Here is an 18,668-nt window from a genome sequence, read left to right as displayed (position 1 = left end):
GCCGTGATTGCTTTCCGGTTGCCAGAGACAAAAAGGGCGGAGACCCGAAGTCTCCGCCCCTTGTTGCAATCACCGCTCCGAACGCCTGTGAATCAGGCCTCGTCGGCGTTCGGTTCCTCGGCTGTGGCCGAGCCACCCTTGCCCTTGCGCGCCTTCTTCTTGACCAGCTTCGGCGCTGCCGGAGTCAGTTCGAAGGACAGCGCGGCCGGCTTGCCGTCCTCTTCCTTGAGGCTGACATGGACTTCGCCGCCATTGGCCAGCTTGCCGAATAGCAGCTCTTCAGCGAGCGGCTTCTTGACCTTCTCCTGGATCACGCGGCCCATCGGACGCGCGCCATAGAGCCGGTCATAGCCCTGCTTCGCCAGCCAGGCACGGGCCTCGCTGTCGAACTGGATGTGCACGTTCTGCTCCGCCAGCTGCAGTTCGAGCTGAAGGATGAACTTGTCGACCACGCGGCTGACGACTTCCGGCGGCAGGTACGAGAACGGCACGATCGCATCGAGACGGTTGCGGAATTCGGGGGTGAACATCTTCTTCACCGCCTCGTCACCCGCGTCTGCCTTAGAGACGTCGCCGAAGCCGATACCCTGCCGCGCCATGTCGCTGGCACCGGCATTGGTCGTCATGATCAGCACGACATTGCGGAAGTCGACCGTCTTGCCGTGATGATCGGTAAGCCGACCGTTATCCATGACCTGCAGCAGGATATTGAACAGGTCCGGGTGCGCCTTCTCGATTTCGTCGAGCAGCAGGACGCAGTGCGGCTGCTGGTCGATCGCATCGGTGAGCAGACCACCCTGGTCGAACCCGACATATCCCGGAGGGGCACCGATCAGGCGGCTCACCGAGTGGCGCTCCATGTATTCCGACATGTCGAAGCGCTGCAGCGGGATGCCCATGATCTGGGCGAGGCTGCGCGCCACTTCGGTCTTGCCGACACCGGTCGGGCCCGAGAACAGGAACGAGCCGATCGGCTTGTCCGGATCGCGCAGGCCGGCGCGGCTGAGCTTCATCGCCGAAGACAGGACTTCGATGGCCTTGTCCTGCCCGAACACCAGCCGCTTGAGGTCGCGGTCGAGATGCTCGAGCACCTTCTTGTCGTCGCTCGACACCGACTTGGGCGGGATGCGCGCCATCGTCGCGATCACCTGCTCGATCTCGCGTGCGGTGATCACCTTCTTGCGCTTCGAGGGCGGCACCAGCATCTGCATCGCGCCGACTTCGTCGATCACGTCGATCGCCTTGTCCGGCAGTTTGCGATCGTTGATGTAGCGCGCCGAAAGCTCGACCGCAGTCTTGATCGCGTCGGGCGTGTAGCGCACCTTATGGTGTTCTTCGAACGCCGTACGCAGGCCCTTGAGGATCTTGATGGTGTCCTCGATGGTCGGCTCGTTCACGTCGATCTTCTGGAACCGGCGCAGCAGCGCGCGGTCCTTTTCGAAGTGGTTGCGGAATTCCTTGTAGGTCGTCGAACCGATGCAACGGATCGTTCCGCCGGACAGCGCGGGCTTGAGCAGGTTGGACGCGTCCATGGCGCCCCCGCTGGTCGCACCGGCGCCAATCACCGTGTGGATCTCGTCGATGAACAGGATCGCGTGCGGCATCTTCTCAAGTTCCGAAACGACCTGCTTGAGGCGCTCCTCGAAATCGCCGCGATAGCGCGTGCCGGCCAGCAGCGCGCCCATGTCGAGCGAATAGATCACCGCCTCGCTCAGCACCTCGGGCACTTCGCCCTCGACGATCTTGCGCGCCAGACCTTCTGCAATCGCGGTTTTACCCACGCCCGGATCACCCACATAAAGCGGATTGTTCTTCGAACGGCGACAGAGGATCTGGATCGTGCGATCGACTTCGGGGCCGCGACCGATCAGCGGATCGACCTTGCCGTTCAGCGCCTTCTCGTTGAGGTTCACGGTGAACTGGTCGAGCGCCGAATCCTTCTTTGCGCTGCTCTTCGCGTCGGCCTTCTCTTCCTGCTGCGGCTGGGCTTCCTCGCTGCCCTTTGGGCTGCGGCTCTCAACCTGACGACCGCCCTTGCCGATGCCGTGGCTGATGAAGCTGACGGCATCAAGGCGGCTCATGTCCTGCTGTTGCAGGAAATAGACCGCGTAGGAGTCGCGTTCGGAGAACAGCGCCACCAGCACGTTGGCACCCGTCACGGTATCCTTGCCCGAAGACTGGACATGCAGGATCGCGCGCTGGATCACACGCTGGAAGCCGGCAGTCGGCTGCGGATCAGCCTTGTCCTGCGTCTTCAGCGATTGATATTCCTGATCGAGATACTGGCGCACCACTTCGCCGAGGTCTCCCAGATCTACACCGCAGGCCTGCATCACCTGTGCCGCGTCGGGATCATCGATCAATGCGAGCAGGAGATGCTCCAGAGTCGCATATTCATGGCTGCGCTCCGATGCATTGCTGAGCGCAGAATGCAGCGTCTTTTCAAGGCTTTGCGCGAAACTGGGCATGGCACTTCTTTCTCGTCGACCGCAGGGCGGCCGATCTCTGCTGATTCCCTTGCGGGAGATGAACATGCTTGCGCTTAACCGGGGCTAAACCGAAGCTGCGCAAAAGGGACATCCGGCGAGGCATGATGCCAGCCACATTGACAATATGGGTATGCCGCCCGCCGAGGTGAAGGGCGGCGGGCATCATGATCCACTGTCCAGTGATAACGGCTTGCCAAACAACGCTTCCGCCGCGCGTCGATGGGCTGCTGCCCTGTCGCGATGCGCAATGACCCGGGCGATCTCGGCTTCAAGCAAGGCGACGCGCGCATCGAGTTCGTGGTGTGAATAACTGTCGAGCGATTCCGAGGCCAGCTGGCTGGCAAAATCGCCTTTCGGGCGCGGGCGCTCACCAAGTTCCATCGCCATACACTTTGTGGCTGCTAGAGCCTTGCTGTCAACCGGCTCCGTAGGTAGTTGGCGCAGCGAACTGTTTACCAATTCGCGGCGCGGTCTGATACCACGTGGCCGCAACGTATCAGGGGGCGTGGCATGAAGCCGGTACCAGCGACGATGACCGCTGTGGGATTTGATTCGCCCGGTGCGCCTGAGGTCCTGCGACCAGAAACTGTTGCCGTGCCGGTGCCGGGTCCCGGCCAGGTTCTGGTCCGCGTTGCCTATGCCGGTGTGAATCGACCCGACGTGATCCAGCGGCAAGGGTTTTACCCGCCTCCTCCGGGTGCTTCGCCAATCCCGGGTCTGGAGATTTCCGGGCAAGTGGTGGCGATGGGCACCGGCGTCACGACGCCGTTTGTCGGCCAGATGGTCTGTGCGCTGGTCGCCGGTGGCGGTTATGCCGAGTACTGCGTCGCCGAGGCAGCCTTGTGCCTGCCTGTGCCCGAAGGTCTTCCGCTCGATCAGGCAGCGGCCCTTCCGGAAACGCTGTTTACCGTCTGGCACAATGTTTTCGAACGTGGCTGGGCCAGCGAGGGCGAGCGCGTACTGGTCCATGGCGGCACCAGCGGGATCGGGACCATGGCGATCCTGCTCGGCAAGCTCTTCGGGCTCGAAGTGATCGTGACTTGCGGCGGATCGGACAAGTGCGCTGCAGCGCTCGCGCTCGGTGCTGCACATGCCATCGACTACAAGGCCAGTGATTTCGTCGAGGAAGTCGCCCGAATCACCGATGGTGCCGGTGTCCATCTTGTCCTCGACATGGTCGCCGGAGACTATGTCGCACGGAACCTGAAGTGCCTTGCCGAAGATGGTCGGCATGTCACCATTGCGGTCCAGGGCGGAGTTCGGGCCGAATTGAACATGGCGGAAGTCATGCGCCGAAGGATTACGCTCACCGGTTCAACGCTTCGGCCTAGATCCAATGAATTCAAAAGCCTACTTGCCGACGAGATCCACAAGACGGTCTGGCCGCTGGTCGCGGATGGGCAGCTGCGGCCGGTTATGGACATGGCTTTCCCGCTCGCGGATGCTGCTGCGGCGCACACCCGGATGGAAGCCGGAGCACATATCGGCAAGATAGTCCTCGCCGCAGATCAATCAGCGGCGGGGCGGCCTTAGCGGCCGAATCGACGGGAATGGGCTTGCCGTAAGCGGTCCTCTCGCTTACATCGCGGGCACGACGGCCGCTCCGCAAGGGGCGGCCCTTATTGTTTCCGCTGTCCGGAGGGGCTCCCCTTGAGCAACCAGTCCACCTTTCCACTGATGCCCCATGCTACGGCGTCGTGGCTTGTCGACAACACCGCGCTGACGTTCGAACAGATCGCCGAGTTCTGCGGACTGCACATTCTCGAAGTGCAGGCGATGGCCGACGATCTGGCCGGTGCCAAGTATACCGGGCGCGACCCTGTTCACTCGGGCGAACTGACGCAGGTCGAAATCGAACGCGGGCAGGCCAACCCCGATTATCGCCTGCGCATGCAGAAGGCGCCAATCTCGGTCAGCCGCACCAAGGGGCCGCGCTACACGCCGGTCTCCAAGCGCCAGGACAAGCCCGATGGCATTGCGTGGATACTGCGCCATCATCCGGAAATCTCGGATGCGCAGATCGGCAAGCTGATCGGCACTACGCGCAACACGATTGCCGCAATCCGCGATCGCAGCCACTGGAACATCTCCAACATCAATCCGAAAGACCCGGTCACGCTGGGTCTGTGTTCGCAGCGTGAGCTGGACGCGCTGGTCGCCAAGGCCGCCAAGCGCGCCGGGATCGAGGAAGATGATACGGCGAGTAACCTGCGCCTCGGCAGCGACCGCGAAGCGCTGATCGAAGAGCTGCGTGCCGAGCGCGAAGCGCAGGCCAAGGCTGCCTCGCAGGCCGCGCAAGAAGCCGAAGCCGCCGCTTGGCTTGAAGCACGCCGCGCAGAAGGTCTGTCGGACAGCTGATCACGCCAAGCTGAGGGCTTGGCGTAACCGAACCCCTCCCTCATCGGAGGGGTTTTGTTTTTCAGCTGGCGAGATCGAGCGTTGTTTCGCTGCCAGCAGGCTCGAGCCCGTGGCTCAGACGCCCGTCGATATGCGCGCCCTGTTCGATTGTCAGGACGTCGTAAGTCACGTCGCCGTGGATGCGGGCCGTTTTCAGCACGACAAGCTGGCTGACTTCGATCGCACCGCGGACCGTGCCGGCGAGCCGGGCGCTCTGCGCGCGGATGGCACCGTGAATGGCGCTCGATTCACCTTGGACAAGACCGGAGCAGGTGATGTCGCCTTCGACATGGCCGTCGATGTGCAGTTCGGCGCTCGCCGTGATGTCGCCCTTCACGGCGAGGTCCGCACCCAGAACGGAAAAGGTCGGCGTTGCCATAACGCTACTTTGCCCGACCGTTCGGCTGACCGCGTCCGGACCCGGCACTGGCTTCTTGGAAAACATGCGGCATCGCCTCCAGAAACGGTCGCGGATCGACCGCACGATCGGCGATCCGCACTTCGAAATGCAAATGGGGCCCCGTAGAGCGGCCCGTGCTGCCAATCGCGCCGATCATGCGGCCCGGCCCGACGACTTGTCCGACCCGTGCCATGATCCGCGACATATGGGCGTAGCGGGTCAGCAAGCCATCGCCGTGGCTGATCTCCACGCAGTTGCCATAGCCCTGCTTCACGCCGGTGAAGCTCACCGTACCAGCCGCTGCAGCGAGAATGGGGGCGCCGATAGGGCCGCGGAAATCCAGGCCAGCGTGGAACGCACCTCCACCGGTGAAGGGATCGACGCGGTAGCCGAACCCGCTCGAGATGTAATCCAGGCTCGCCGGCAAGGTGTTCGGAATGCGTACCAGCGCCTGTTCCATCGCACTCATCCGGGCAAGGCTGGCACCAAAGCGGGCGAAGCGGGGATCGAGCTTGTTGCCTGACCCGGAGAACAAGGGAATAAGTGGCCCACCCATCGCGCTGCGGTCCGCAGCCGCCACAGCGCGCGGATTGAGGCCAAGGCGCCGCATCGCGTTCTCCGCACGCGCCGAGCGCGTATCGGCATACCGTGTCAGCGCCTCGATGAACGCGAGTTGGCGGGCTTCAACCTGCGCCAGTCCGGTGGCCTCGGGCAAGATCATCGAAATCTTGCGGACCGTCTTCCCCGCTTCCTCGGTGCTGTCTGAAACCGTGCCGGACGGCAGTGTCTTCGGCAACGGTCCGATCGCCCCTTGAACGCTCTTCTCGATGAAGTCTTGCCGCTTGGCGAGATCGCTGGCGACCGAACCGAGCCCGGAACGGTACTTCGCGACCCGGCTCTCCGCAGTCGCGACGGCGGCTTCGCGCTCCAGAAGCGAGGCTTGATTGTAGACGGCGAGGGCCTGGCTGATGATCATCCAGCCCATCATCAGGATCCACACCAGCACGGCGCCCGCGACGGCGCCCGCAACCCGCATCTGCAGCTGTGCGGAAACGCGGATGAAGCGGACATGGCCGTTCGAGCGCATGAAGAATTCGCGGTCCGGGAACCAGCTGCGCACCCGTTCGACAAGCGCTCGCCACCGGGATGACGTACGACCGCCATTCTCCGGCGGGCCCGCCTTGGACCGAGTTGTTACTGGTAAGATAGCGACCCCCGTCCCTATGCGCTGTGATGCCGTCTTGTGGGAGCGAGCCGCTTAGTCGCGCCGATCATCGCGGTCGAATCGAGTCGCCACCGTGCAGGACGAGTCGTTCTCTTCCGTCGACGAATTGTGCCACATTCGAATCTTTTGCCACCGGACTACCTGCCGCCCGGTCGTCAGACCGCTTGGCAAAGACGAATTGCAAGCGACTCGACTGGTACTCGGCTCCTCCGCCAATCCGGCTGACAGCATTGGTACATGGTGTTAAGGGCGATGAATGAACGCGCTCGTTTCGCCCCATTCCGCCGTCAATGTTGCCGCATCCGAAGCAGCATTGATCGATGCGCCGGCCCTCGTGCAAGGCCTTGCCCGCGCAGGCCGTGCAGCGCAGCGGGCGCTCGCCACCATGCCATCTGCCCGGCGCGCCGAGGCGCTTCTGATGAGCGCCGCTGCGCTGCGACGTGCGGCACCAGCCATCCTGGACGCCAATGAACGCGATGTCGCCGATGGCAAGGCGGCCGGACTGTCGGCCGCGATGGTTGACCGGTTGCGGCTTGATGCTGCACGGATCGAAGCCATGGCCGCTGCCGTGGAGCAAGTGGCCGGGCTGGATGATCCTGTCGGGCGCGTCATTGATGAGACGCGGCGACCCAACGGAATGGTCCTTCGCCGCGTGCGTGTGCCCATCGGCTTGATCGGCATTATCTACGAAAGCCGACCAAACGTTACTGCCGATGCCGCAGCGCTTTGCGTCGCTTCAGGAAATGCCGCGCTGCTGCGGGGCGGCAGTGAGGCAGCGCGCTCCAACCGCGCAATCCACGCGGCATTTGTCGAAGGCCTGACTGCGGGAGGCATCCCCGCCGAAGTCGTGCAACTGATCCCCACGCAGGACCGCGCGGCCGTCGGCGCCATGCTGGCGGCTGGCGGCTTGATCGACATGATCGTGCCCCGCGGCGGCAAGAGCCTCGTTGCGCGCGTTCAGGCCGATGCGCGCGTTCCGGTGCTCGCGCATCTCGACGGGATCAACCACACCTATATCGACCGCCAGGCTGATCCGGCGATGGCACGCGAGATTGCGCTCAATGCCAAGATGCGCCGGACCGGCATCTGCGGCGCCATGGAAACGCTGCTGGTCGATGCGCAGTTTTCCGATCCGCACGGCCTCGTCGCGCCCCTGCTTGAGGCGGGTTGCGAGCTGCGCGGCGATGCGCGGGCCTGTGCGATCGATCCCCGGATCAAGCCTGCCGATCGAGAGGACTGGGATACCGAGTATCTCGACGCCGTGCTCTCGGTCGCCGTCGTTGACGGGCTCGATGGTGCACTAGGGCACATTGCGCGCCACGCATCCGGCCATACCGATGCCATCGTGACGGACGACGACGCGGCCGCAGCGCGGTTCCTTTCCGAAGTCGATAGCGCCATCGTCATGCACAACGCCTCCAGCCAGTTTGCCGATGGCGGCGAGTTCGGTCTGGGCGCCGAGATCGGCATCGCGACCGGACGGCTTCATGCTCGCGGTCCTGTCGCGCTGGAAGGCTTGACCACCTACAAGTGGCTGGTTCTCGGCTCCGGGCAGATCCGACCCTGAAACCCGTGCTTACCGGCCTGCTTGGCGGCAGTTTCAATCCCGCACATGGCGCGCACCGCCGGATCAGTCTTTTCGCATTGCAGGCGCTGGGGCTGGACGAAGTGTGGTGGCTGGTGTCGCCGGGCAACGTGCTCAAACCGGTCGCGGGCATGGCGCCCTTCGAAGCGCGTTATGCGTCGGCGCGAAAGGCCGCGAGGGGCGCACCGATTCGGGTGACGGCCATCGAGACCGAATTCGCGACGCGCTACACCATCGACACGCTGCGCAAACTCAGGCGCCGCTACCCCAAGCGCCGCTTTATCTGGCTCATGGGGACCGATAATCTGGCGCAGTTCCACCGCTGGCGGGGCTGGCGGCAGATCGCGCGCGAGATGCCGATTGCTGTTATCGCCCGTCCGGGGTATGATGCCATTGCCTTGGCGAGCCCCGCCATGACATGGCTGCGCCGCTGGCGCCGGCAGCACAGTCAGGATTTCATCGGCGCAAAGCGGAGCGCCCCGGCGCTGGTCATCTTGCGATTTGACCCCGATGCCCGATCAGCGACGGCCATCCGTGCCGCTGATCCAGACTGGTTTCGCCGCGCCACGCTTGCAAATCAGCGGGACATGCTGACCCATCGACCCGTTACGGCATCGGCCAAGGCGAGGACGCATTGAGCAACAAGCTCAACCCGTTCCGCGCAGGGCCGCACCGTTTCGGCTTTTTTCACACCACTCAGGATCATTGAACCGTAAACCATGGAGACCATCTACACACCCATGACAAGCCCACAGCCTCTGCCGGTAGATGCCGGCATCGCCTCCGGATCGCCGGTTGCAGCGCCCGGAACCGTGCTCGACCTCGTCTTGCGCTCGCTGGACGACGATCAGGCGCAGGAGATCGTCACGATCCCGCTCGAGGGCAAAAGCTCGGTCGCCGATCACATGGTCATCGCCTCGGGCCGCTCGACACGTCAGGTCGCCTCCATGGCGCAAAAGCTGGCCGAGCGGATCAAGCAGGGCAGCTTCGGTCATGTCCGGATCGAAGGTCTGCCTGCGGCGGACTGGGTTCTGATCGATGCAGGCGACATCGTCGTCCACCTGTTCCGCCCCGAGGTGCGCAGCTTCTACAATCTCGAGCGGATGTGGGCGTTCGGAGATCAGGGCGCGGCCTGAAGCAAAGCTGTGCCCTCCACAGGTCCGGAAAGGCGGGGATTCATTGCGTCGCCGTTCTGGGCTAGGGCTTGGTCATGCTGCTCCATGTAATTGCCCGCGGTAGGATCGGTCGTTCGCCCGAAGCCGAACTGGTAGACCGCTACGCGCGTCGGATCAGCTGGGGCTTCAAGGTGACGGAGTTACCTGATCGCGGCGGAACCATACCGGCCCCGACCGCAACGCCGTTCCGCACCGTCGCCTTGGACGAACGCGGCAAGCACCTAGCATCTACTGCTTTTGCCGAAATTCTGGGCCGATGGCGCGACGACGGCGTACGTGAAGCGCGCTTCCTGATCGGCGCGGCGGATGGGCATCAGGCAGACCTCAGGGATAGCGCGGATATCCTCCTCGCTTTCGGCGCCGCGACCTGGCCGCATATGTTGGCGCGCGCAATGCTCGCCGAGCAGCTCTGGCGGGCGACCAGTATCCTCTCCGGCCACCCCTATCATCGCGATGGCTGATGCCATGACGTCACGCGCGCCCTTTATTGCCATGCTCTTGGCGCTCGCTTGCCTCGTCGGCTGGCAGAGCTTGGCCCAGGACGCGCCGTTCGAGAGCGCCGATCAGGCGGGTGATGCGCTGCGGAGAGCCACGCAGGCCTTGGCGGAGGCCCGCAAGCGCGGCGATGCGCTGGAAGCGGCAGCCCGCCGCGCAACGGCTGCAGCCGATCGCACGGCCAGCGAAGCAGCAGCCATTGCGGCACGCATCCAGCAGTCCGAAGCCGAAATCGCGATTGCACAAGCCAGCGTGCGCGAGATCGACCGCCAGCGCGCGGCTTTGCGGCTGCGCATCGCGCAGCGCCAAGAACCGGTAGTGCGCCTCACCGCTGCGCTGCAATTGATGTCGCGCCGCCCGCTCATGTTCAGCCTGATGCGGGCGGATACCCTGCGCGAGACTGTCTACCTGCGTGCCGTACTCGAAAACATGCTGCCCGAAGTTCAGCGCCGGACGGCAGGACTACGCTCGGAAATCGTGCGCGGGCGCCAGTTGCAGGACAAGGCGCGGCGTGCTGCGGCCACGCTCAAGGCCAGCGAAGAGGGGCTTACCCTCAGGCGCCAGCAGCTCGTGGCCGTCGAAAGCCGCCAGCGCATCGCCTCTCGCAGCGCGCAAGGGGTTGCCAGCCGGGAAGCTGATCGCGCTCTGGCCCTCGCGGAAGACACGCGTGACATCGCGGCGCTGATGGAACGCCTGCAGGCTGACGGTACATTGCGGAGCCAGCTTGCCGCCTTGCCCGGACCCGTTCCGCGTCCTGATCGACCCGGCTCGATGCTGGTGGTGGACGAGAACGTACCAATTCGTCCAGCCGCTGGGGGCCTCGCGTGGATCATGCCGGTCAGCGGCCGCATCGTCAGCGGATTCGGCGATGCGACGGGGGCAACACGTTCGATCGGCGTTACGCTCGCGCCGGCCGCCGGCGCGCAGATCGTCGCTCCGGCGGCCGGCAGGGTGGCCTTTGCCGGCGACTATCGCGGTTTCGGGCGCATCGTCATCATCGATCATGATGGCGGCTGGACGTCGCTGATCACCAATCTCGGGCGCCTTGACGTCGGCGTGTCGGCCAAGGTTGTGCAGGGTTCGCCGCTGGGCCTCGCCGAACCCGGGCGGCCCACGGTGACGATCGAACTGCGCAAGGATGGCAATCCGGTCAATCCGCTCGCCCTGATCGGCCCGTGATTGCCCTTTCTGCATGGCGCCGGCCCATCTGGCGTTAATCGCCGCGCCTCTATAGAAGCAAGTTCAAGGCGATGTCCTCTCTGCCGAAAGACGATCATGGCGTTCAAGTTTGTTTCCTTGCTGCGTGCCGCTGCGCTGGTCAGTGCGGTTGCGCTCATTCCGGCATCCACCGCCGGTCTTGCCGCTGTCGATGCGCGTACCGGGCCGGAATTCAGCAAGCTTCTCGCCGTCTACGAGCGTATCAAGACGAGCTATGTCGAACCGGTTGACGACGACAAACTGATCAAGGGCGCGATCAACGGAATGCTGGCCGCGCTCGATCCGCACAGTTCCTACCTCGACGCACGTGATTTCGAGAACCTGCGGACGCAGACCGACGGTTCCTACGGCGGACTCGGCCTGTCAGTCACGATGGATGACGGTGCGGTCAAGGTTATTGCGCCCACCAAGGGTAGTCCCGCCGATGCCGCCGGGGTCAAGGCCGGCGACTTCATCACGCACATCAACGGCAAATTGATCTACGGCGGCACGCTTGATGAAGCGGTCGACCAGATGCGTGGCCCGCCGGGCACTACGATCAGCCTCACCTTGTTCCGCTCGGGCAGGGACGAGCCGATTGAGGTGAAGATCACCCGCCAGATCATCGAGCTGAAGCCCGTCGACTGGAAGGTCGAAGGCAATGTCGGGGTCATCTCGGTCTCGAGCTTCAGCGCCAATGTCGGCAGCGAGGCGCTCGATGCGTTCAAGCAGATCAAGGCCCGGACCGGCGGCCGGCTCACCGGGCTGATCCTCGACTTGCGCGGCAATCCCGGTGGGCTGCTCGATCAGGCCGTCGCGCTGTCCGATCTGTTCCTCGATCATGGTGTGATCGTCTCCCAACGCGGTCGCTACTCGCGGGACAACGAGACCTACAGCGCCGAATCGATGACGCCCGGCGATATCGCCAAGGGCATCCCGATGGTTGTGCTGATCAATGAAGGCTCGGCCTCTGCATCAGAGATCGTTGCAGGGGCGCTGCAGGACCAGCACCGCGCCGTGCTCATGGGCCAGCGCAGCTTCGGCAAGGGCAGCGTGCAGACGCTGATGCCGCTCACCCGCGACACCGCGCTCAAGCTAACCACGGCGCGCTATTACACGCCGTCGGGCCGCTCGGTGCAGGAAGGTGGCATCGATCCCGATATCGCGGTCCCGCAGATTTCTGACCCCGATCTGCGCAAGCGCGCCCAGCGCTTCTATCGCGAGAGCGATCTGCGCGGACACCTGATCAACGAGATCAAGGACGACAAGGATCTCGAGCGCGACAAGGTGCAGGATCCGCGCTTCAAGATGACGCCCGAGGAGCTCAAGGCCAAGGGGATCGACGACTTCCAGCTCTACTATGCGCTGCAGACGCTTGGGCGGACGGCCCCGCAGGCGCTGGCTGCGCGCAAGCGGTAAGCCGATGGCGACGTCGGCAAAGAGCCCCGCGCAGGCCGCCTATCTGCTCGCATTCGTGGTGCCGAGTGCTTTGATCGCAGCGGTCTATATCGCGCAATATGGCTTCGGATTGGCGCCGTGCGAGATGTGCTGGTGGCAGCGCTACCCGCATTTTGCCGCGATTGCCCTCGCGCTCGGCGGTCTCGCCACGCGTGGAACCCGGCTTGGTGCCGCGCTCGTAGCGTTGGCTGCCTTGGCCATCGGCGTCAGCGGGGCGATCGGCGCCTTCCACGCCGGGGTCGAATACGGCTGGTGGCAGGGCCCGACCGCATGCTCCTCGACCAGCCTCGGCGATGATCCGCTGGCATCGATCATGAATGCCCCGCTGATCCGCTGCGATACACCGGCGTGGACGCTGTTCGGCGTAAGCCTTGCGGGCTTCAATTTCCTCATTTCGGTATCCAGTGCGGTGCTTGTTCTTGTGCTTCTCGGCCGCCGCGGCAAGGAACTTGGAAGATGACTGAAACGCGTGAAGCAATGCTGCGGGTGAACCAGGCCGGCGAGTTCGGCGCAATTCGCATCTATGCCGGGCAGCTGGCCGTCATGGGCGACCGCACGCCGATCTCGGGAGAGATCGCGACGATGGCGCAGCAGGAAGCCGCTCACCGCGAACGCTTCGATGCCTTGTTGGTGAAGCGCGGTGTGCGCCCCACAGTGCTGCAACCGGTCTGGTCCGCCGCAGGTTTCGCACTGGGCGCCGCCACAGCGCTGATCGGCCCCGAAGCAGCCATGGCTTGCACCGCCGCCATCGAGACCGAGATCGACCGTCATTATACCGAGCAGCTGGAGCAGCTCGGTGATGAGGATCCCGAGCTTGCCGACATGATCCGCGAGTTCCGCGATGATGAGCGCGAGCACCACGATACCGCGCTGGCCTCCGGCGCAGAGAAGGCCCCGGCCTATCCGTTGCTGTTCAACGCGATCCGCATGGGTTGCAGAATGGCAATCGCGGTCTCGAAGCGAATTTGACCAGCCGGGCATGATCCACCGCGAGGTGCTGACTTCAGCTATCGTTCACGCGGCAGAGGTCCTATATCGTAGGGCGTGACCCCCAGCTGGAGCTTACCTGCGATGATGCGCCGTTCTGCCGCCGCCCTTGCCCCCGCATTGGCTTTCGCCGCGCTCCTCGGAACGCCTTTACCGGCTGTGGCGCAGGAAAACCCGTCCGAGAAGATCAACCAGCTGATCGTCTACGGCGATGATCCCTGCCCTGCCTCGACCGACGGTTCGATCACGGTCTGCGCGCGCAAGGACGAATCCGAGCGCTTCCGCATTCCCAAGCCGCTGCGCGACAACCCGAACGACTCAGCCAATCAGGGCTGGACGCAGCGCGTGAAAGCCTATGAGACTGTCAGCGCTTTCGGCACCAACTCGTGCTCGCCGGTCGGGTCGGGCGGCGCCACCGGCTGCATGTCGCAGTTGATCAAGAATGCCTATGCCGAAAAGAAGCAGGGCAGCGACGTCCAGTTCGGCAAGCTGATCGAGGAAGAGCGCGCCAAGCGGCTGCAGACGATCGATGCGGACACCGCAGCCGAGCAGGCCCGCGTCGAGGTGCTCGAAAGGGAGTACGAGGCCAAGCTCAAGCGCGAACGCGAAGGAGAAACGAAGCCACAGGCTCCAGCCGCTGCGCCCTCAACCAACCCGCCGCTGGCAACGCCGCCCCAGCCCTGAGGCGGGGCGGCCAGTCTTCAACCCAGCGCGATATCCGGCGCGTCTTCCTGCTTCATGCCGACGGTGTGATAGCCCGAGTCGACGTGGTGCACTTCGCCTGTGACGCCTGACGAGAGGTCCGACAGTAGGTAGAGTCCCGCCCCGCCGACGTCGTCGATAGTGACATTGCGGCGCAGCGGCGCGTTGAGCTCGTTCCACTTCAGGATGTAGCGGAAGTCGCCGATCCCGCTAGCGGCCAGAGTCTTGATCGGTCCGGCGGAAAGTGCGTTGACGCGAATCCCCTGCGGGCCGCAGTCATTGGCGAGATAACGCACGCTTGCTTCGAGCGCGGCCTTGGCGACGCCCATCACATTGTAGTGCGGCACGACCTTCTCGGCACCGTAATAGGTCAGCGTCACGATCGAGCCGCCGCCGGTCTTCACGCCGTTCTCGTCTTCCGCCTGCGGCATCATCGCCGCCGCACGCTGCGTGACCGCGACCATGCTGTAGACCGAGATGTTCATGGTCATCAGGAAGTTGTCGAGCGAGGTGTCCATGAACTTGCCGCGAAGCTCGGTCTTGTCCGAAAAGCCGATGGCGTGGACGAGGAAGTCGATCGTCGGCCAGCGCGCGGCCAGTGTCTCGAACGCGGTGTCGAGCGCAGCCATGTCCGAAACGTCGCATTCGATCAGAAAGTCGCTGCCGAGGCTGGCGGCCAGCGGACGCACGCGCTTTTCCAGCGCTTCACCCTGATACGAAAAAGCCAGCTCGGCACCCTGCTCGTGCAGCTTGCGAGCAATCCCCCATGCGAGCGACTTGTCATTGGCGAGGCCCATGATCAGGCCACGCTTTCCTTCCATAAGTCCTGTCATGCGACCTCTTGCTTCACTCATCCTGTTGCATGCGGGGTTTCGCGGCGCGAGCCCGGTTGTCGGCTTGCCCAACGAGGTCCTGCTCTTCCGGCGTTTCCGCCAGAGCAGCGTTCAGTTCGGCTCCGATCACCATCCCTAGGCCAATCAGCCAAAAAAAGAAAAGCGTGATCATCACGCCGGCCAGGCTGCCGTAGGTCAGGTCATAGACAAACAGATGGCGCAGCAGCTTGGGCAGCACCGTGGTCACAACCAGCCACCACAGCGTGACAAACAGCGCGCCCGGCCACTTGGGATAGATCCGCGCGCTGTAGGCGCCGGGGGTCAGCGAGATGAAGAGGAGCCAGAGCGAGCCGAACAGGACCAGCGCCGGAACCACGCGCGAAAGCGCCAGTGTGTCGATCAGGCCCGTCGCTTGCGGGAACAGCGCGGTTACGGTTTCCATCGCCGTCCCGATCACCACTTGCGCGGCAATCGACAGCAGGATCAGCACGACCGAGGCGATGATGAGCCCGGTCGACATCAACCGGTAACGCCAGAAAGCGTAGATCAGCTTGGTGCCATAGGCGCGGCGCAAGATGTCGCGGATCGTCTCGACAAGGCTGCCAACGGTCCAAAGGCCAACCAGCCCGCCGATCCACAGCAGCCCGCCGGTGCGCGCCTCGATCACGGCGTGGGCCACGGGCGAGAGGACGTTCGCAACCACCGGGGGCATCGCCATCAGCACCGTGTTGACCGCCGCGGTCCGGTCGTTCGCCTCACCTACCAGCGAAAACAGCGCGGCACCCGTGATAAAGAACGGAAACAGGGCGATCAGCACCATGTAGGCGAAGTTGCCGGCATGGATCGTGCCGTCATAGATCACCCCCGTCCACACCCGGCGCAGCACTTCGCGCGAGCGCAGGCGCAGGGCATCACGTGCACCCGCACCGCCAAACCCGGGCCGCTGTGTCAGCGCGGCGCGGCGCCGTGCCTCCGGGGAAAGGTCGGTGACCGGGAGGATCGGCTCAGGTTGCGCCGATACGGAGGCCGCATCGCCGACCATGGCGCTATACTGCAAACCTGGCGCGCAAGTCGCGGCCGTCCTGCCAACCTTCAAGGCGAGCCTTGAGGTCGGCATCGTCGGTCGGCACGTCCACCAGCAAAGTCACCAGCTGATCGCCGCGCTCGCCATTCTTGCGCGTGAAGCCGCGGCCCTTGAGGCGGAGCACCTTCCCGCTGCTGCTGCCGGGCCCGACCGTCATCATAACCGGGCCTTCGACGGTCGGAATGCGCACTTTCGCACCCTCGATCGCTTCGTTCAGGCTGATCGGCACTTCGAGCAGGATATTGTCGCCGTCCCGCTCGAAATAGGGGCTCGGGAGGATTTCAATGGTGACGATGGCGTCGCCGAACCCGCCCGGTCCCTGCTCGCCCTTCCCGCCAAGGCGGACCTGCTGGCCATCGACAAGGCCGGGCGGGAGCTTGAGATCGATCGTCTTCCCATCGGCCAGGGTCACGCGCTGCGGCGTGCGGCAGGCCGCTTCGCTGAAGGGAACTTTGAGCGTGTAGGTAACGTTCGCGCCACGCGGAGCCGGCCGCCTGCGCGCGCCGCCACCCGCGCCACCACCCATGCCGCCGCGCCCGCCGAACAGGCCCTCGAAGATGTCGCCGAGGTCGAGACCCTCGCTGCCCGAGCCGCCGCCGAAGCCTTCGAAACCGTCATGCCGATAGCCGCGCTGGGCACCGGCAAAGCCGCCGCCGGACCCGCCACCGAAGCCGAACGGGCCGGTCGGATTGCCGTCCGCATCGATCTCCCCGCGATCGAACCGGGCGCGCTTGTCCTTGTCCGAAAGCAGGTCATAGGCCTGCGTGACCTGCGCGAAGCGTTCCGCCGCATTGGGCTTGTCGGCGTTGCGATCGGGATGCAGTTCCTTGGCCAGCGTGCGATAGGCGGACTTGATGTCCTTCTCGCTCGCCGTGCGCGGGACTCCGAGGATGGAATACGGATCGGCCATACCCTTTAGCTAAGGTCGCGCCCGCCTACCCGCAAGGCTCGCTTTGCAAGGCGGGTGCACTGGGCTAGGGCATTTGCGACATTCCCCGCGCATTCTGGAACAGGCAGAAACCCGCCGTGGCTACCGATACGAACGAACACGCCATCCCTGCGTCGGATCCCTTCGCCATTTTCGAGGCGTGGTTTGCCGAGGCGAAGGCGAGCGAGCCCAACGATCCGAATGCCATGGCACTGGCCACCGCCACGCCGGACGCGGCGCCTTCGGTGCGCATGGTCCTGCTCAAGGGCCATGGCCCTGATGGCTTCGTGTTCTACACCAATTTCGAGAGCCGGAAGGGCGGGGAACTTGCGGCCAATCCCCAGGTTGCATTGCTTTTCCACTGGAAGAGCCTGCGCCGGCAGGTACGCATCGAAGGTACGATAACCGAAGTTACGGCGGCGGAAGCCGATGCCTATTTCGCCAGCCGCCATCCCGAATCGCGGCTCGGTTCGGCAGCGTCGGACCAGTCCCGCCCGTTGCCCTCGCGCGATGTGTATATGGAGCGTGTCGAAGCCCTCCGCGCCCAGTATCCTGATGGATCAATTCCGCGTCCGGCGCATTGGTCCGGATATCGCGTGACGCCGCATGCCATCGAGTTCTGGCAGGATCGCGAGTATCGCCTGCATGAACGGCGCCGCTTTACGCGCAGCGCCGGCAGCGAATGGACCAGTTCGCTGCTCTACCCATGAGCGCACGCGAGGCTCCGCGATGGACATGACCCGCAGCCCCGATCACGGCGATCTCAATCGCCGCGCAGCCTATGCCAGCATAACCGTCGCGGCGTTGCTGCTGGGGATGAAGGGCTATGCCGTGGTCACCACCGGCTCCACGGCCATGCTGGGCAGCCTCGCCGACACCGGACTCGATCTGGTCGCCAGCCTTGCCACCCTCCTTGGCGTATGGATCGGCGCGCAGCCAGCGGATGCCAACCACCGCTTCGGCCATGGCAAGGCCGAAGCGCTGGCGGCCATGTTTCAGGTCGTCCTGATATCCATTTCTGCGCTCGGTCTCGCTTGGCGCGCGATCGAGGAGTTTCTCGGCGGTGGGCGCCCGGCCGATGCGGAAGCCGGCATGGTCGTCTCGCTCGTCGCCATCGCCGCAACGTTTCTCCTGCTAGGCTATCAACGCCGGGTCATCCGGGCGACCGGCAGTCTCGCCATAGCTACTGACCACCTGCACTATTCATCTGACCTCGTGCTCAATCTTGCCGTCATCGCCGCGCTGGCGCTCGATCACTGGCTCGGCCTTGCCGGTGCGGACGCGCTGTTCGCTTTCGGCATCGCGCTCTGGCTCGGCTGGGGCGCTTGGGGCGCATCGCAGGCTGCCATCGAGCAGCTGATGGATCACGAGTGGCCGCTCGAAAAGCGCGAGCGCTTTCTGGCGGTCGTCGCCCAGCATCCCGAACTCAAGGGCCTGCACGATCTGCGCACCCGGACCAGCGGCAACCGCGATTTCGTGCAGTTCCACGTCTGGGTCGATGGCCGCATGACAGTGACCGAAGCCCACCGCGTGATGGACGAGATCGAGGACAAGCTGCTTGAGGCATTTCCGGGCGTCGAGATCCTGATCCATCCTGATCCGGATGGCCACGTCGATGAAGCCGCGCTTGGACCGGAGGACTTGCTCGCTCCTGCCCCCGACGGCACCAGTCCCGCTTTGCTGGCTCAGGGCGCGCTCATCCGGCGTTGACTG

At 64.4% G+C, this 18,668-nt stretch carries 20 protein-coding genes; 13 read left to right on the top strand and 7 right to left on the bottom strand.

What is annotated here, in order from left to right:
- Positions 1-92: 92 nt before the first annotated feature.
- Positions 93-2,468: an ATP-dependent Clp protease ATP-binding subunit ClpA gene (clpA, locus tag IP83_RS12785; RefSeq protein ID WP_054122607.1), complete on the bottom strand. Its 2,376-nt coding sequence runs from the start codon at positions 2,466-2,468 to the stop codon at positions 93-95.
- Between the two features lie 183 nt (positions 2,469-2,651).
- The gene (locus IP83_RS19615) at positions 2,652-2,876 is read right to left on the bottom strand and encodes a DUF1192 family protein (protein ID WP_369817026.1); all 225 of its coding nucleotides are present in this window, start codon (positions 2,874-2,876) and stop codon (positions 2,652-2,654) included.
- Between the two features lie 123 nt (positions 2,877-2,999).
- Here IP83_RS19615 and IP83_RS12780 point away from each other — a divergent pair, with 123 nt between their 5' ends.
- Together IP83_RS12780 and IP83_RS12775 are read left to right on the top strand one after the other, a co-directional pair.
- Complete coding sequence (locus IP83_RS12780) at positions 3,000-4,022, top strand: NAD(P)H-quinone oxidoreductase (protein WP_054122606.1); 1,023 nt, start codon at positions 3,000-3,002, stop codon at positions 4,020-4,022.
- Positions 4,023-4,166: 144 nt separating this feature from the next.
- The gene (locus IP83_RS12775) at positions 4,167-4,847 is read left to right on the top strand and encodes a DUF1013 domain-containing protein (RefSeq protein WP_171955392.1); all 681 of its coding nucleotides are present in this window, start codon (positions 4,167-4,169) and stop codon (positions 4,845-4,847) included.
- Between the two features lie 61 nt (positions 4,848-4,908).
- Here the strand turns inward: IP83_RS12775 and IP83_RS12770 are convergent, their stop codons facing one another.
- Together IP83_RS12770 and IP83_RS12765 are read right to left on the bottom strand one after the other, a co-directional pair.
- Complete coding sequence (locus IP83_RS12770) at positions 4,909-5,265, bottom strand: polymer-forming cytoskeletal protein (protein ID WP_082364681.1); 357 nt, start codon at positions 5,263-5,265, stop codon at positions 4,909-4,911.
- Positions 5,266-5,269: 4 nt separating this feature from the next.
- Positions 5,270-6,406 (bottom strand): M23 family metallopeptidase, encoded by a 1,137-nt coding sequence (locus IP83_RS12765; RefSeq protein ID WP_231625037.1) that lies wholly within the window; start codon positions 6,404-6,406, stop codon positions 5,270-5,272.
- Positions 6,407-6,767: 361 nt separating this feature from the next.
- Here IP83_RS12765 and IP83_RS12760 point away from each other — a divergent pair, with 361 nt between their 5' ends.
- From IP83_RS12760 to IP83_RS12720, 9 genes are all read left to right on the top strand, one after another.
- The gene (locus IP83_RS12760; RefSeq protein WP_082364680.1) at positions 6,768-8,078 is read left to right on the top strand and encodes a glutamate-5-semialdehyde dehydrogenase; all 1,311 of its coding nucleotides are present in this window, start codon (positions 6,768-6,770) and stop codon (positions 8,076-8,078) included.
- Positions 8,042-8,734: a nicotinate-nucleotide adenylyltransferase gene (locus IP83_RS12755; protein ID WP_054122602.1), complete on the top strand. Its 693-nt coding sequence runs from the start codon at positions 8,042-8,044 to the stop codon at positions 8,732-8,734. The genes IP83_RS12760 and IP83_RS12755 overlap by 37 nt, the downstream gene beginning before the upstream one ends.
- A gap of 102 nt (positions 8,735-8,836) precedes the next feature.
- A complete protein-coding gene (gene rsfS, locus IP83_RS12750; protein WP_054122698.1) occupies positions 8,837-9,232 on the top strand; it encodes a ribosome silencing factor in 396 nt (131 codons plus the stop codon).
- Positions 9,233-9,306: 74 nt separating this feature from the next.
- Positions 9,307-9,732, top strand: coding sequence for a 23S rRNA (pseudouridine(1915)-N(3))-methyltransferase RlmH (locus tag IP83_RS12745; RefSeq protein WP_054122601.1), 426 nt, complete (start codon positions 9,307-9,309; stop codon positions 9,730-9,732).
- A gap of 31 nt (positions 9,733-9,763) precedes the next feature.
- Positions 9,764-10,945, top strand: a complete 1,182-nt coding sequence (locus IP83_RS12740) for a murein hydrolase activator EnvC (RefSeq protein ID WP_231625036.1) — start codon at positions 9,764-9,766, stop codon at positions 10,943-10,945.
- Positions 10,946-11,041: 96 nt separating this feature from the next.
- Positions 11,042-12,382 (top strand): S41 family peptidase, encoded by a 1,341-nt coding sequence (locus tag IP83_RS12735; RefSeq protein ID WP_054122599.1) that lies wholly within the window; start codon positions 11,042-11,044, stop codon positions 12,380-12,382.
- Positions 12,383-12,386: 4 nt separating this feature from the next.
- On the top strand, positions 12,387-12,881 hold the full coding sequence (locus IP83_RS12730) for a disulfide bond formation protein B (RefSeq protein WP_054122598.1): 495 nt from the start codon (positions 12,387-12,389) through the stop codon (positions 12,879-12,881).
- Positions 12,878-13,390 carry a demethoxyubiquinone hydroxylase family protein gene (locus IP83_RS12725; RefSeq protein WP_054122597.1) on the top strand — a complete coding sequence of 171 codons (513 nt, stop codon included), beginning with the start codon at positions 12,878-12,880 and terminating at the stop codon, positions 13,388-13,390. Before IP83_RS12730 ends, IP83_RS12725 begins: the two co-directional genes overlap by 4 nt.
- A gap of 102 nt (positions 13,391-13,492) precedes the next feature.
- Positions 13,493-14,092, top strand: a complete 600-nt coding sequence (locus IP83_RS12720) for a hypothetical protein (protein ID WP_072383082.1) — start codon at positions 13,493-13,495, stop codon at positions 14,090-14,092.
- A gap of 17 nt (positions 14,093-14,109) precedes the next feature.
- On the opposite strand, the gene fabI is transcribed toward IP83_RS12720, so the two are convergent.
- Genes fabI through IP83_RS12705 form a run of 3 tightly spaced genes read right to left on the bottom strand, consistent with a single transcriptional unit; the run spans position 14,110 to position 16,937 of the window.
- Complete coding sequence (gene fabI / locus IP83_RS12715) at positions 14,110-14,943, bottom strand: enoyl-ACP reductase FabI (RefSeq protein ID WP_054122596.1); 834 nt, start codon at positions 14,941-14,943, stop codon at positions 14,110-14,112.
- 13 nt (positions 14,944-14,956) lie between these two features.
- Positions 14,957-15,985, bottom strand: a complete 1,029-nt coding sequence (locus IP83_RS12710) for a YihY/virulence factor BrkB family protein (RefSeq protein ID WP_054122595.1) — start codon at positions 15,983-15,985, stop codon at positions 14,957-14,959.
- Between the two features lie 4 nt (positions 15,986-15,989).
- Complete coding sequence (locus IP83_RS12705) at positions 15,990-16,937, bottom strand: DnaJ C-terminal domain-containing protein (protein ID WP_054122594.1); 948 nt, start codon at positions 16,935-16,937, stop codon at positions 15,990-15,992.
- A gap of 116 nt (positions 16,938-17,053) precedes the next feature.
- Here IP83_RS12705 and pdxH point away from each other — a divergent pair, with 116 nt between their 5' ends.
- Both pdxH and IP83_RS12695 read left to right on the top strand, forming a co-directional pair.
- Entirely contained in the window at positions 17,054-17,665 is a 612-nt protein-coding gene (pdxH, locus tag IP83_RS12700; RefSeq protein ID WP_054122593.1) for a pyridoxamine 5'-phosphate oxidase, read from the top strand.
- A gap of 19 nt (positions 17,666-17,684) precedes the next feature.
- Positions 17,685-18,665, top strand: coding sequence for a cation diffusion facilitator family transporter (locus tag IP83_RS12695; protein WP_082364679.1), 981 nt, complete (start codon positions 17,685-17,687; stop codon positions 18,663-18,665).
- The last annotated feature ends 3 nt before the right edge of the window (positions 18,666-18,668 follow it).

The organism is Novosphingobium sp. AAP93, from assembly GCF_001296055.1.
Classification (GTDB): Bacteria; Pseudomonadota; Alphaproteobacteria; order Sphingomonadales; family Sphingomonadaceae; genus Novosphingobium.
Note: the sequence above shows the minus strand (reverse complement) of the source record. Positions and strands in the feature narration are given on the sequence as shown.